Origin of the sequence: Pseudocitrobacter cyperus (assembly GCF_039889165.1) — a bacterium.
Classification (GTDB): domain Bacteria; phylum Pseudomonadota; class Gammaproteobacteria; order Enterobacterales; family Enterobacteriaceae; genus Pseudocitrobacter; species Pseudocitrobacter cyperus.
In genome coordinates this window covers 1090861-1105778 of the sequence record NZ_JAYMYY010000001.1, presented here as the reverse complement: position 1 = coordinate 1105778, position 14918 = coordinate 1090861, and the positions used below count along the sequence as shown (strand labels likewise).

Below are 14918 nucleotides of genomic sequence, written 5' to 3'. Positions count from 1 at the left end.
TGACCTGTTCAAGGAGGGAATCTTTTGAACGAAAAATTGGCAGGTTTTATTGCAGATTACATCGCCTCCCGAAGGCAGACCAAACTCGATGCCTTCGAAAAAGAGGCGGCAAAGCGTCTGGCGCAGGGCGAAGATGCCAGCGCCATCGCCCTGGAACGTCAGGAAATGGAAGCGCGCTATCAGCCGCGAAACTGGCTAACGGATGCGGCAAGGCGGGCGGGGCAGATTAGCCTGGTCACGCATGCGGCGAAGTTCACGCATGGTGATTCGAAAAGCAGCAGTATCTATTGTGAAACCAGGGAGGATGAGGGTTATCTCAGCACCTCTTCACTCGCGAATATCGCCACCGATGCCGTGGGCAACGCGGCAGCACTGGATGTCGCAAAATTGCTGCAAACTGAAGTTAACGGCGACACTTTGCTCGCCTGCCTTAAACGGGGCGACGAGCGGCCATTGAAGGCCTTTGCAGAGGACGATGCGCAACTGGCGCAGTGGGTGGCCGGGTTTAATCAGGCATTAACATCGGCTCAGCCCGCCTCGCACAAGCTCGCCAAACAGATCTATTTCCCCGTCGGCGACGATTACCACCTGCTGTGCCCGCTGTTCGCCACTTCGCTTGCGCAGGCGATGCATGAAAAAATGGTCGCGGCCCGGTTTGGCGAAGAGGCGAAAGCCATACGCGATGCCCACCGGGCGGGGATGTGGCATGCAAAACCCGATATCCGTTACCCCGGGCTTGCCGAAATGCATTTTGGCGGCACCAAGCCGCAGAATATCTCCGCACTCAACAGTGCGCGCGGCGGGCGCGTCTGGTTGTTACCGTCGAAGCCACCCGCCTGGGTGAATCTGCAACGCGCGCCGCAAAATATGCGTAACCTTTTTTCGCCACGCGAGGCATTCAACCGGGCGGCATCAGGGATTATCGCCCGCATGACTTTCTTACTGAAAGTGAGCGTAGACAGGAATAATGTCCATATACGCAAAGCCCGGGCGAAATACGTCGATGAACTTATCGATTTGCTGTTTATGCAGGCGTCCGCCTTCCAGCAGGAAAAGTGGCAGGGCTGGACGCAGAATTGTCCCGAACTTCCGCTTCATCAGCAGCTCTGGCTCGATCCCGGGCGTGGCAAGACAGAAGAATCGTTCTGGCGTGAACGCGATAAAGACGACTGGCAGGTTGCCGTGGCGGACGATTTTGCGCGCTGGCTGAACTATCGTCTGAAAAAAGCGAGCCTGGAGGTGGGGGCTGTCGAGTGGCGAGAGTGGCGCACACAACCCTTGTTCCGCCGCCGGATGCGTGAAATGGAAGCCATTGTGCAGGAGGCGCTGAAATGAGCTATCTGCTGTTATTACCCCACCTGCGTATTGAAAACGCCAATGCTGTCGCCGGGCTGACGTGGGGATTCCCCGCCATCACCCATTTCCTGGGCTACGCGCATGCGCTCTCCCGCAAAGTTTGCACGGAGTACGGCGTCCGCTTCGAGGGCTGTGCGGTGATTAGCCATGAGCATCAGGTGCAGGCTTACAGTTCCGGGCGCGATTTTCAGTTTGCGCTGACCCGCAATCCGCTGACCAAAGAGGGCAACACCGCCTCCTTTAATGAAGAAGGGCGCATGCATCTGACGGTTTCGCTGGTGATTGAATGTGAGGGCGAAATCACCAACGGCGAGTATGGCAAAGAGGCATTCTGCGATCGTCTGAAAATGCTCTGTCAGAGCCACAAACTGGCGGGCGGAGCGATTGTCAGCATGCGCGATCCTCAGCTTTTTCAGACCCCTGAAAATGAGCAACAGCTTCGGCAGATCCTCTGGCGGCTGATGCCCGGTTTTGCTCTGTACGATCGCAGCGAGTGGTTGGCGGAACATCATCAACAGCAGCCCGATACCTCTGTGCTGGATGCCTGGCTGGATTTCGCCGCGATCAAATACCAGGCCACAGACCCTGACGAAGAGGGGAAGGCGACCTGGGAGTATCAGCCCAAACCTATGCCGGGCTATCTGGTGCCGCTGATGTGCGGCTATCAACGCATCTCTCAACTCTACCCTGCCGGCGAAGTGGCCAACGCGCGCGACAGTACGACACCGTTTGCCTTCGCAGAGGCGGTTTATGGCGTTGGCGAATGGCGCGGCCTGCACCGCGTCACCGATATCGAACCGCTTCTCTGGCGCTACCGGACAACTGAGACTGGCTACTACTGCTCCGCTATGCCGGTGGCCGATGATTTCACAATTAACGACGATGACGATTTTGAATAAGGATATAACTATGGCAAAGGCACCTGTCTCTGTAAAAACGGCCTCCGTACTGGCATTCGAGCGCAAACTGGCGACCTCTGATGCGGTGATGTATGCCGGAAACTGGCAAAGCGATTGCTGGCAACCAATTGAAATTCAGGAGAAAGCCGTTCGCGGTACTATCTCCAACCGTCTGAAAAATGCGATTTCCAGCGATCCGGTAAAACTGGATGCTGAAATCCAGAAAGCGAATCTGCAACGTGTGGATGTTGCCGCGCTACCGGCAGATGCTGACACGTTAAAAGTGATGTTTACCCTGCGCGTATTGGGCAATCTCTCTGCTCCGTCAGTATGTAATGATATGGCCTATCAGGACGCGCTGACGAAGGTGATTGAAGGTTATATCAGTGAACATGGCTTCCAGGAACTGGCGCGTCGCTATGCAACCAATCTGGCGAATGGCCGTTTTCTGTGGCGTAACCGCATTGGCGCAGAGCAAATCGAGGTGAAAGTGACGGCAGGCGACCAGACCTGGACGTTTAACGGCCATGACTATTCGCTGCGTGAGTTTGCCCACGCTGATGATTCACTTAACTCACTGGCCGCAGTGATTGAACAGGGATTAAGCGGCCAGCAATGGGTGATGCTGAGTGTGGAAGCGCAGGTTCGACTTGGGGCGGGTCAGGAAGTGTTCCCCTCTCAGGAACTGGTTCTGGACAGCAACAGCACAAAAAGCCGGGTGCTGTATCAGGTTGCGGGTGTTGCCGGTATTCACTCACAAAAAATCGGCAACGCGGTGCGTACTATCGATTCCTGGCATCCCCGCGTTGATGAACTCGGGGCGATTGCCGTGGAACCCTATGGTTCAGTGACCAGCCGCGGCGTTGCCTGCCGTCAGCCAAAAGAGAAAATGGATTTTTACACCTTACTCGATAACTGGGTGACGAAAGGGGCCACACCCGATGTCGATCAGCAGCACTACGTGATGGCAGTCCTGATTCGCGGCGGCGTATTTGGCGAGAAAAGTGAATAAGGAATCGGTTATGGATCACTACATGGAGATCCGTGTTCTTCCTGACCCCGAGTTCAACGCCGGGATGCTGATGGCGGCGCTTTTCGCCAAACTTCACCGGGCGTTGGGGGGCAGAGGGAAAGGGGATATCGGTATCAGTTTTCCTCACCATGGCACAACCTTAGGGGATTGCCTGCGTCTGCACGGCAGCGCTTCTGCCCTTAATGAACTGGAAGCGACAAGCTGGCGCAAGGGGCTAAGCGACTATTGCCAGTGCGGCGCGGTTACGCCCGTGCCGGACGTTAAAGCATGGAGGACGGTGAACCGTATTCAGGTGAAAAGCAGCCCGCAGCGACTGCTGCGGCGCTCAGTACGTAAAGGGTGGTTGACAGAAGAAGAGGCGCTGGCGCGGTTGCAAACGTTGCCGGAGGCCCGGACATCTTTGCCATACCTGCACATAAAAAGCTTATCCAGCGGGCAGCAGTTCAGGCTTTTTGTGTCTCATGGGGAATTACTGAATGCGCCTGTTAGCGGTAAATTTAGTAGTTATGGTTTGAGCGCCGTTGCCACCGTTCCCTGGTTTTAAGTTCGACGCTACCGCGCCTCACAAACGGAAAAGGCCGGGGATTTACCCGGCCTTTCAGCATCTGGTTGCCTCTGGGGGCTCAGGAACGATCAGCGACTACGGAAGACAATGCGGCCTTTGCTCAGGTCGTACGGGGTCAACTCAACAGTCACTTTGTCGCCCGTCAGAATGCGGATGTAGTTTTTGCGCATTTTACCGGAGATGTGCGCAGTTACCACGTGACCGTTTTCCAGTTCTACGCGGAACATAGTGTTAGGTAACGTATCAAGTACGGTACCCTGCATTTCAATATTGTCTTCTTTGGCCATCTAGTCCTCGGGGTATCACTACCATAGTTTTTAACCGGCAAGATAATGCCGAACTTCATCATGTAAGTAAAGATTTAGCGATTAAATCGCCGAAAGTCGTTTTTGCGCATTACCCCTTCGCCACACGATGGAACCGTGCGATTGACGCAGATCGGATTGGATGCTGCGGGAGATCTGGCTCGAATGATTCCCAAAAGGCGGCGGGGCAAAAGGCAGAAGCGACTCTCAGGGCACAATTATATCATCCTGACAAAAATTGTGCTGAAAACATTTACGCTTCCGGTGAAAAGAGTGTTCGTGGTACCCAGAAATTTTCCGGCAGGCGGTGCATACGTAATATATCAAGCTGTTCCAGATAGTCGCGACGTGCTATTTCCACCGCGCCTAATGATGCGGTATGGCTATTCAGTACCTGGCAGTCGATTAATTTTCCACCGCTTTGTTTAAATGTCTCGCAAAATACCAGTAATGCCGTTTTTGAGGCGTTTTCCGCACGGCTGAACATGGATTCTCCACAAAAGAGCGCGCCCAGCGAAACGCCGTACATGCCGCCGACCAGTTCATCCTCTTTCCACACCTCGATGGAGTGTGCGTGCCCCAGTTCATGTAGGCGATGATAGGCCTGCACGATTCCGGTGGTTATCCAGGTGCCTTCATGTCTCTCTTCCGCGCAGCCTTCTATCACTCGACCAAATGCATAGTTGAGGGTGATGCGATAGGGGGAGCGGCTATGAAAGCGTTTCATGCTGCGGCTGATGTGAAAAGTCTCAGGCCACAGTACGGCTCGTGGATCGGGCGACCACCATAAAATAGGATCGCCCGGCGAGAACCAGGGGAAAATGCCGCGCTGATAGGCCATCAGCAGGCGAGCGGGGCTCAGATCACCCCCTAAGGCCAGTAAACCATTCGGCTCGCGAAGCGCTCCTTCAGGAGAAGGAAACGCTATCGAGTGGCGAGAGAGCTGAACAAGGCGCATGTCGTTATCACTCCACAGACGGATCGCTAAATAATAGCTTACAGACGCTGCTTAAACTGATAATAGCGACCTTGTTGCGACAGCAATTCTGCATGATTACCTTGCTCAATAATTTGCCCGTTGTCCATCACAATAATGCGATTAAAACGCGCCAGCCCGCGTAGGCGATGCGTGACCATCAACAGGGTTTTATTACGCATTAAATCGGCCAGCAAATCGAGGATCTGGCTCTCCGTCGTGGCATCGAGCCCTTCGGTGGGTTCATCCAGTAGCATCAGAGGCGCATCGTGCAACAACGCCCGGGCAATGGCCAGACGACGAAGTTCGCCGCCGGAGAGCTGGCGTCCGCCTTCACCTAACCAACTGTTGAGCCCGCCATCTTCCAGCAGTTTGCCGAGCCCGGTTTTTTGCAGAACGCTGCTCAGCGCGTCGTCAGTCGCTTCAGGGCAGGCCAGCAGCAGGTTATCGCGTAGCGTGGCGCTGAAGAGGTGAACACGCTGCGGCACGACGCTCATGGTGCGGCGCAGTGTGGGTTCAGCCATCTCGCGGAGTGGCTGGCCGTTAAGCAGGATCACCCCCTGCTGTGGATCCCACGCGCGAGTGATAAGCTGAAGCAGCGTCGATTTACCGCAGCCTGTGCGCCCCAGTATCGCGATATGTTCGCCAGCATGAATCTGTAAGGTAATGTCGTTCAGCGCCATTTGCGTCTGTTCAGGGTAGCTGAAGGCAACCTGCTCGAAACGCAACGCGACCTGTTCCGGGACGAGAGATGGCGTCTGCGAGAACTCTACTTCCGGTTTTTGTTCGATAACCTGCGTCAGGCGCAATGCCGAGGCAATTACCTGGCCGAGATGCTGGAACGCACCCGTCACCGGGGCCAGCGCTTCGAAGGCTGCGAGCGCACAGAAAACAAATAGCGCAATCAGCGCGCCAGGCTGAGTATTGCCGCCCACGCCACCCGCGGCCAGCCAGAGCATGGCGATGACGGCGAAGCCGCCAATCAGCAGCATCAGCGCCTGAGAAAGTGCCGTTAACTCTGACTGACGACGCTGGGCGTCATGCCAGTTTACTTCCGTCTGTTCCATCTGCTCACGGTAGCGTGTGCTGGCGTTAAAAATCGTCAGCTCGGCCTGCCCCTGCAACCAGCGGGTAAGTTGTTGGCGATAGCGCCCACGCAGTTGCGTTAACTGCTCGCCGGTAGGTCTCCCGGCTCGATAAAACAGCGGCGGCAGCAGTAACAGCGTCAGTAGCATAATGCCGCCGAGCGTCAACGCCAGCATACCATCCAGGAAACTGAGGCCAAAGGTAACGACCAGAATGATCACCAGGGCACCGACTAACGGTGAAATGACGCGCAGGTAGAGGTGATCCAGCGTATCGACGTCCGCGACCATTCGGTTAAGTAACTCGCCCTGGCGAAAACGCGCTAACCCGGCAGGGGAGAGGGGGAGGAGTTTGCTGAACGTGAACACGCGCAGGTGCTGTAACACGCGGAAGGTGGCATCATGGCTGACCAGGCGCTCGAAGTAACGCCCGGCAGTGCGAATAATCGCCGACCCGCGCACGCCGGCCGCGGGCAGCATATAGTTAAAGCTGTATATGCCTGCCACGCCGACGACCGCCGAAGCCGATAAGAACCAGCCTGAGAGCGTCAGAAGCCCGATGCTTGCCAGCAGAGTAACAATTGCCAGCACTATGCCAAGTGTCAGCAACCATTTGTGACGTTTATACAATGCCAGGTAGGGTAATAACGCGCGCATTTAAATCTCCTCCTGACGGTTGGCAAGCAGGCGCGCGAATGGCCCCTGCGCGGCGGCCAGTTGCTGATAGCTGCCTTGCTCGACAATCTGACCGTTATCCATCACCCAGATGGCATCCCAGTCGGTAATCTCTTCCAGTTGATGGGTGACCATCAGTGTTGTTTGTTGTACCGAGGCGCGGGTGAGCGCCTGCATCACGCGCTGTTCGCTGTGGGCATCCAGGCTGGCTGTCGGCTCATCAAGCAGCAATAACCGGCAGGGGACGAGCAGCGCACGGGCAACGGCAACACGCTGCGCTTGTCCAACGGAGAGACGAGCGGCCTGATCACCGACAACCGTATCGATTCCCTGCGGAAGCTGCGGTAAAAACTCGCTTACCCAGGCGTTATCCAGCGCGGCCTGCAACTGCTGTTCACTGGCTTGTGGATCGGCAAGCAACACGTTATCGCGCAGCGTCGTTGCCGGAAGCTGTGGGTTCTGCCCGACCCAGCTAATCATGCGCCGCCAGCTCTCAGCCTGAAGTTGGCTAAGCTCTACACCGTTGACCTGCAACGAACCGGTATAAGGCAGAAAACCTGCCAGCGTGTTCAGCAGCGAACTTTTACCCGAGCCGCTCTGGCCGACCATCACCACCCGTTGCCCGGCCTGCATGCTGAAATTCAGCGGCCCGGCGAGAATCTTGCCTTCCGGTGAGGTGATAAAGAGATCCTGCGCGGTAAGGGTGACGGGCTCTTTATCGTTGATTTCCCGCTCACCCTGTTCCGGGTGCGCCAGCGGGGTCTCCATAAATGTTTTTAAACTGTCCGCTGCGCCAACGGCTTGCGCTTTGGCATGATAAAAAGTACCTAAATCACGCAGCGGCTGGAAAAATTCCGGCGCGAGGATCAGCGCCAGAAAACCGGAGGAGAGCGTCACGGCCATGCCGTAGCTGCCAAAATTGAGTTCACCAAGGTAGGAGAAGCCAAAATAGACGGCGACAAGGGCGATGGAGAGGGAGGTAAAGAACTCTAAAACGCCAGAGGAGAGGAACGCCATGCGTAGCACTTCCATGGTGCGCTGGCGGAAATCCTCTGAAGCTTCACGAATACTTTCTGTTTCGGCTGCGCCGCGGCCAAAAATACGCAGCGTTTCCATACCGCGCAGGCGGTCAAGGAAATGGCCGCTCAGACGTGCCAGCGCCAGGAAGTTGCGGCGGTTGGCGTCCGCGGCGCCCATGCCCACCAGCGCCATAAACAGCGGAATGAGTGGAGCGGTAAAGAGCAGAATCAACGCCGCCGCCCAGTTGGACGGGAAGATGGCGATCACAATCAGCAGCGGTACGCAAACGGCCAGCGCCATCTGCGGCAGGTAACGCGCATAGTAGTCATGCATATCGTCAATCTGTTCAAGGATCAGCGTCGCCCAACTCCCCGCGGGCTTACCCTGGATCCAGGCCGGGCCGGCTTGTTGCAGGCGGTCGAGCACCTGTTTGCGTATCTCAAAACGAATATGCTGACCCGCGTGGAAACCCACGCGTTCGCGTAACCACACCACCCATGCGCGCAGAATAAAGACCAGCACCAGCAGCACAAAGGGCAGCAGTAATGCCTCGCGCGGGATATTTTCCATGATCATATGGTGCAGGATGCGGGCCAGAAGCCAGGCTTGCGCGATGATTAACACACCGCTGACAAAGCCCAGCAGGCGGGAGATCATCAACCAGCGACGGGAGATCAAACTTTGCTGTTTTAACCAGCGGGTGAGTTCTTGTTGACGGCTTTTATTCATTGCGTGCTTCGCAGGTGCTGTAATGAGAATTTTTAGGCACGGCAATGTTACATCGCGGCAAAAATAAAGGCGACTTATAGTCGCCTTATTTACCTTTGTTACTGACTTGTAAAGATTATTTACATGCGTCAGCCAAACCGTCGAGATAACGCTCGGCATCCAGCGCAGCCATACAGCCGGTACCCGCAGAGGTGATCGCCTGACGGTAGATGTGATCCATCACGTCGCCTGCGGCGAACACGCCAGGGATGCTGGTTTGCGTGGCGTTACCGTGAATACCTGACTGCACTTTGATATAGCCGTTTTCAAGTGCTAACTGACCTTCGAAAATAGCGGTATTCGGGCTGTGGCCGATAGCCACGAACAGGCCCGCGACGTCCAGTGATTCAACGTTATCGCTGTTCTGCGTGTCACGCAGACGCAGACCACTGACGCCCATTTGATCGCCAGTCACTTCTTCCAGCGTGCGATGGGTGTGCAGCACGATGTTGCCACTTTCCACTTTATCCATCAGGCGTTTGATAAGGATTTTTTCCGCGCGGAAGCTGTCACGACGGTGGATAAGATGCACTTCAGCCGCAATGTTAGACAGATAAAGCGCTTCTTCAACCGCCGTGTTACCGCCGCCGATGACCGCGACTTTCTGGTTGCGATAGAAGAAACCGTCACAGGTCGCGCAAGCTGAAACGCCGCGGCCTTTAAACGCCTCTTCTGAAGGCAGCCCCAGGTAACGTGCGGATGCGCCTGTTGCGATGATTAATGCATCGCAGGTGTATTCGCCGCTGTCGCCGATGAGGCGGAAGGGACGATTCTGTAAATCGACGCGGGTGATGTGATCGAAAACAATTTCGGTCTCAAATTTTGTCGCATGCTCGTGCATACGTTCCATCAGCAGCGGCCCGGTCAGGTCGTTTGGATCGCCAGGCCAGTTTTCCACTTCAGTGGTGGTGGTCAGTTGACCGCCTTTTTCCATGCCGGTAATCAGAACCGGATGCAGGTTTGCGCGTGCGGCGTAGACCGCTGCGGTGTATCCCGCAGGTCCAGAACCAAGGATAAGCAGTTTACTGTGTTTGGCCGTGCCCATGAGATCCCCATAATTGTTGGCAGACATTGGGCAGGATTGTAGGGAATTTGTTGTCGTAAAAAAAGGGCAGAACGATTTTGTTAACGATATGTGCAATAGCAACCGCCGATGAATAGGGGATTTTATCACCCGCGAATATAACTATTCCTGTTGTGAAGCGCGCAATTATAAGACGATTTACTATGAATATGACGGTAGTGATGATGAATATCCGGCATGTTGTACTAAAAAAAGATGTTTTGCTTTGACAATCCCCTGTGCTTTTGCGAAAACATTCAAGGAAGAAGAAAAGCAGTGTTGGCAGTGTTACGAATTTTCATGCACTGAAACACCATTTTTACCCGGTTTGCTGAAATCTACGTATGGTGTGGACAGACATCATACGTGATGTCTGCGGTCGCCTTGCGGCACCGGGCTTCTCATACACGTACCCCTGGGTTATGCGGCGTAGATGAATAAACGACGCATGGGCAACGGGTTCAGGCTCTGAACAGTGAAGTGCACAGAGTCAAGACAGGAGTAGGGAAGGAATACAGAGAGACAATAATAATGGTAGATAGTAAGAAACGCCCCGGCAAAGATCTCGACCGCATCGATCGTAATATTCTGAACGAACTGCAAAAAGATGGGCGTATTTCCAACGTCGAGCTTTCAAAACGAGTAGGGCTTTCTCCGACGCCGTGCCTTGAGCGTGTGCGTCGACTGGAGCGACAGGGCTTCATTCAGGGCTATACTGCACTGTTGAACCCGCATTATCTGGATGCTTCACTGCTGGTCTTTGTTGAGATTACTCTGAATCGTGGCGCGCCGGATGTGTTTGAGCAATTTAACGCCGCTGTACAAAAACTTGAAGAAATTCAAGAGTGTCATCTGGTTTCCGGTGATTTCGACTATTTGTTGAAAACCCGCGTACCGGATATGTCGGCATACCGTAAACTCCTGGGCGAAACCCTGCTGCGCCTGCCAGGCGTAAACGACACCCGTACCTATGTTGTTATGGAAGAAGTTAAGCAGAGTAATCGTCTGGTAATTAAGACTCGCTAATACGGAACAGGTGCAAAATCAGCTCAGTTTGATTACACTCCTGTTAATCCATACAGCAACAGTGCCGGGGAGACCCGGCGCTGTTGTCCGTTTTAGCATTTGGCACCTGGAGAGCCTTTCTTGAGCCAGGAATACACAGAAGACAAAGAAGTCAAACTGACAAAACTGAGCAGTGGACGCCGACTCTTTGAGGCGTTGCTTCTCTTATGTTCCCTTTTTGCCATCTGGTTGATGGCGGCACTACTGAGCTTCAATCCTTCCGATCCCAGTTGGTCGCAAACAGCCTGGCATGAACCTATCCATAATCTGTGCGGTGCATCCGGCGCGTGGCTGGCTGATACGCTGTTCTTCATTTTCGGCGTGATGGCTTACACCATTCCGGTGATTATTGTCGGCGGCTGCTGGTTTGCCTGGCGACATCGCGCCAGCGACGAATACATCGACTATTTTGCCGTCTCGCTGCGCCTGATTGGCGTATTAGCGATGATCCTCACTGCCTGTGGTCTGGCGGCGATCAACGCAGATGATATCTGGTACTTTGCCTCCGGCGGCGTCATTGGTAGCCTCCTGAGTACGGCACTTCAACCGATGCTGCACAGCAGTGGCGGTACTATTGCACTGTTGTGCATTTGGGCCGCGGGTTTAACTCTGTTCACGGGCTGGTCCTGGGTCAGCATTGCCGAAAAACTGGGTAGCTGGATCCTCAATATTCTCACCTTCGCCAGCAATCGCACACGCCGGGATGACACCTGGGTGGACGAAGAAGAGTACGAAGATGACGATGAATATGAAGACGATGCCCCTGTTGCATCGCGTGAATCACGTCGCGCGCGCATTCTGCGTGGCGCTCTGGCGCGTCGCCAGCGCATTGCAGAAAAATTCTCTAACCCGATGGGGCGCAAGACCGATGCTGCGCTTTTCTCGGGCAGGCGCATGGATGACCCGGAAGACGCTGTACAGTACAGCGCCCGTGGCGTTCAGGCCGATCCTGATGATGTGCTGTTTTCAGGCAGTACGGCGTTACGCCCTGATGCCGATGACGTACTCTTTTCTGGCTCCAGCGCGGTACGTAGCGAGTTCGATGAATACGATCCGCTGCTGAACGGCCATTCTGTAGCTGAACCTGTTGCCGCTGCTGCTGCCGCAACAACGGCAACCCAGGCCTGGGCGGCGCCTGCTGACCCGGTAACGACAGCGCCGACCGCGGTCGATGGCGTTGCACAACCGGGGGTTGAGTGGCAAACCGTTTCCGCCGCGAATCCGGTTGAACCGACCATTGCGCCTGCACCAGAAGGCTGGCCACCGGCACAACCGCAGCAGTATCAGGCGTATGAGCCGGAACCGGCTTATACGCAGCCGCAACAGCCTGAACCGGCCTATCAACAACCGCAGCAGTATCAGCCTGAACAGCCGTATCAACAGCCGCAGCAATATGTGCAGGAGCCGGCATTCGAAGAACCGCTTCAACAGCCATACCCGGCGGAAATCGCTCATCAGCAACCTTACTCAGAGCCTGTTCATGCCGAGCCGATAGCGGAAGAAGAGCCGAAACCGCATCAGCGTCCGCCACTTTACTATTTTGAAGAAGTGGAAGAAAAACGCGCGCGTGAGCGTGAACAACTGGCAGCCTGGTATCAACCGATTCCTGAGCCTCTGGCTCCGGTGGAACAGCATATCACCCCGGCAGTCACGCCAGCCGCCGATCCGACGCCTGCCGTAGCGCCGATTGCCGCAAGTGTAAAAGAGGCATCGTCTACCGTTGCGGCTGCTGCGGGGACAGTGGCTGCCACCGCGCCGCTCTTTAGCCCGGTTGATGGCCCGCGTCCGCAGGTGAAAGAGGGCATCGGCCCTAAACTGCCGCCGCCTAACCGTGTGCGCGTACCTACCCGCCGTGAACTGGCCTCTTATGGCATTAAGTTGCCATCCCAGCGTATGGCTGAAGAACGGGCTCGTGACGCCGAACGCGATCAACACGATGGCCATATCGATAACCTGACCGACGACGAAGCCGATGCACTGCAACAGGATGCGTTAGCGCGCCAGTTTGCTGCGACCCAACAGCAGCGATATGGCGTTGATGCGGATATCGGAAACGATGAAGACGACGCGGATGATGCTGCGGAAGCGGAGCTGGCGCGCCAGTTCGCCGCCAGCCAGCAATCGCGTTATGCCAGCGAGCAGCCCGAAGGCGCGCATCCATTCTCGCTGGATGACTTCGATTTTTCGCCCACCAAAGCGCTGGTTGATGACACCCCGAAAGCCCCGCTGTTCACGCCGAGCGTAACGCCGGAGCCGCAGCCGCAATACCAGCAGCCGCCGGTGCAACAGCCGCCGCAGCATCAACAGGCATATCAGCCGCAGGTACAGCAGCCGCAATACCAGCAGCCGCCGGTGCAACAGCCGCCGCAGCATCAACAGGCATATCAGCCGCAGGTACAGCAGCCGCAATACCAGCAGCCGCCGGTGCAACAGGCACCGCAGCATCAACAGGCATATCAGCCGCAGGTACAACAGCCACAATACCAGCAGCCGCCGGTGCAACAGGCGCCTCAGCATCAACAAGCGTATCAGCCGCAGCAAGCGGCTGCGCAGCCGAAAGAGAGCCTGATTCACCCACTGCTGATGCGTAACGGAGACGATCGTCCGGCGCTCAAGCCGACGACACCGCTGCCGTCATTAGATCTGTTGACGCCGCCGCCGACGGAAGTCGAGCCGGTTGATACCTTCGCGCTGGAGCAAATGGCGCGTCTGGTTGAAGCCCGTCTGGCTGATTTCCGCATCAAAGCGGATGTGGTGAACTACTCCCCAGGGCCGGTTATCACCCGCTTTGAGCTGAATCTGGCTCCGGGGGTAAAAGCGGCGCGTATCTCTAACCTGTCGCGCGACCTTGCCCGCTCGCTCTCGACCGTCGCTGTGCGTGTGGTGGAAGTTATTCCGGGTAAACCTTATGTGGGCCTGGAACTGCCGAACAAAAAACGTCAAACCGTCTACCTGCGGGAAGTGCTTGATTGCGTTAAATTCCGCGATAACCCGTCACCGCTTTCCGTGGTGCTGGGTAAAGATATTGCCGGCGATCCGGTGGTCGCTGACCTGGCGAAAATGCCGCACCTGCTGGTTGCCGGTACCACTGGCTCCGGTAAGTCTGTCGGGGTTAACGCCATGATCCTCAGCATGCTCTACAAAGCGCAGCCTGAAGATGTGCGTTTCATCATGATTGACCCGAAAATGCTGGAGCTTTCCGTTTATGAAGGGATTCCGCATCTGTTAACGGAAGTGGTCACCGACATGAAAGACGCCGCCAATGCCCTGCGCTGGAGCGTCAACGAGATGGAGCGTCGCTACAAGCTGATGTCAGCGCTGGGTGTGCGTAACCTGGCAGGCTACAACGAGAAAATCGCCGAAGCGAAACGCATGGGGCGCCCGATTCCTGACCCATACTGGAAACCGGGCGACAGCATGGATGCCACGCATCCGGTGCTGGAAAAACTGCCGTATATCGTTGTGCTGGTAGACGAATTTGCTGACCTGATGATGACGGTCGGTAAAAAAGTGGAAGAGCTGATCGCGCGTCTGGCGCAGAAAGCGCGTGCTGCAGGTATCCACCTGGTTCTGGCGACGCAGCGTCCATCAGTCGATGTCATCACCGGTCTGATTAAAGCAAACATTCCGACGCGTATCGCGTTTACCGTGTCGAGTAAAATTGACTCCCGTACCATTCTTGATCAAGGCGGTGCTGAATCGCTGCTGGGAATGGGGGATATGCTCTACTCCGGCCCGAACTCCAGCACGCCAGTGCGTGTGCATGGCGCGTTTGTTCGCGATGAAGAAGTTCATGCCGTGGTACAGGACTGGAAAGCGCGAGGTCGTCCGCAGTATATCGACGGCATTACCTCCGACAGCGAAAGCGAAGGTGGCGGTGGCGGCCTGGACGGCGGCGAAGAACTCGATCCGTTATTCGATCAGGCTGTGAACTTTGTGACACAAAAACGTAAAGCGTCGATCTCCGGCGTGCAGCGCCAGTTCCGTATTGGTTATAACCGTGCGGCGCGCATCATCGAACAGATGGAAGCTCAGGGGATCGTGAGTGAGCAGGGGCACAACGGCAACCGCGAAGTGCTTGCGCCACCACCGTTTGAGTGATCGTAAA

11 protein-coding genes are annotated in these 14918 nt (G+C 55.7%); 6 read left to right on the top strand and 5 right to left on the bottom strand.

Features of this window, described 5'->3' with window-relative positions; translation table 11 throughout:
* Positions 1–24 precede the first annotated feature (24 nt).
* From csy1 to cas6f, 4 genes are read left to right on the top strand one after another with little or no spacing between them, the layout of a single operon-like run.
* Positions 25–1335: a type I-F CRISPR-associated protein Csy1 gene (gene csy1, locus VSR74_RS05375; protein WP_347793756.1), complete on the top strand. Its 1311-nt coding sequence runs from the start codon at positions 25–27 to the stop codon at positions 1333–1335.
* Positions 1332–2255, top strand: coding sequence for a type I-F CRISPR-associated protein Csy2 (csy2, locus tag VSR74_RS05370; RefSeq protein ID WP_347793755.1), 924 nt, complete (start codon positions 1332–1334; stop codon positions 2253–2255). Before csy1 ends, csy2 begins: the two co-directional genes overlap by 4 nt.
* A gap of 10 nt (positions 2256–2265) precedes the next feature.
* Positions 2266–3267: a type I-F CRISPR-associated protein Csy3 gene (csy3, locus tag VSR74_RS05365; RefSeq protein WP_347793754.1), complete on the top strand. Its 1002-nt coding sequence runs from the start codon at positions 2266–2268 to the stop codon at positions 3265–3267.
* A gap of 10 nt (positions 3268–3277) precedes the next feature.
* Positions 3278–3832 (top strand): type I-F CRISPR-associated endoribonuclease Cas6/Csy4, encoded by a 555-nt coding sequence (gene cas6f / locus VSR74_RS05360; RefSeq protein WP_347793753.1) that lies wholly within the window; start codon positions 3278–3280, stop codon positions 3830–3832.
* An 89-nt stretch (positions 3833–3921) separates the two neighbouring features.
* On the opposite strand, the gene infA is transcribed toward cas6f, so the two are convergent.
* The 5 genes from infA to trxB form a co-directional block, all read right to left on the bottom strand.
* On the bottom strand, positions 3922–4140 hold the full coding sequence (infA, locus tag VSR74_RS05355; RefSeq protein ID WP_002211347.1) for a translation initiation factor IF-1: 219 nt from the start codon (positions 4138–4140) through the stop codon (positions 3922–3924).
* Between the two features lie 271 nt (positions 4141–4411).
* A complete protein-coding gene (gene aat / locus VSR74_RS05350) occupies positions 4412–5116 on the bottom strand; it encodes a leucyl/phenylalanyl-tRNA--protein transferase (protein WP_347793752.1) in 705 nt (234 codons plus the stop codon).
* Between the two features lie 38 nt (positions 5117–5154).
* Complete coding sequence (gene cydC, locus VSR74_RS05345) at positions 5155–6876, bottom strand: heme ABC transporter ATP-binding protein/permease CydC (protein ID WP_347793751.1); 1722 nt, start codon at positions 6874–6876, stop codon at positions 5155–5157.
* Positions 6877–8643 carry a heme ABC transporter permease/ATP-binding protein CydD gene (gene cydD, locus VSR74_RS05340; protein WP_347793750.1) on the bottom strand — a complete coding sequence of 589 codons (1767 nt, stop codon included), beginning with the start codon at positions 8641–8643 and terminating at the stop codon, positions 6877–6879.
* Between the two features lie 115 nt (positions 8644–8758).
* Entirely contained in the window at positions 8759–9727 is a 969-nt protein-coding gene (trxB, locus tag VSR74_RS05335) for a thioredoxin-disulfide reductase (RefSeq protein WP_347793749.1), read from the bottom strand.
* A 549-nt stretch (positions 9728–10276) separates the two neighbouring features.
* Here trxB and lrp point away from each other — a divergent pair.
* A complete protein-coding gene (lrp, locus tag VSR74_RS05330; protein WP_000228469.1) occupies positions 10277–10771 on the top strand; it encodes a leucine-responsive transcriptional regulator Lrp in 495 nt (164 codons plus the stop codon).
* Positions 10772–10891: 120 nt separating this feature from the next.
* Positions 10892–14911 (top strand): DNA translocase FtsK, encoded by a 4020-nt coding sequence (gene ftsK / locus VSR74_RS05325; RefSeq protein ID WP_347793748.1) that lies wholly within the window; start codon positions 10892–10894, stop codon positions 14909–14911.
* Positions 14912–14918: the final 7 nt, after the last annotated feature.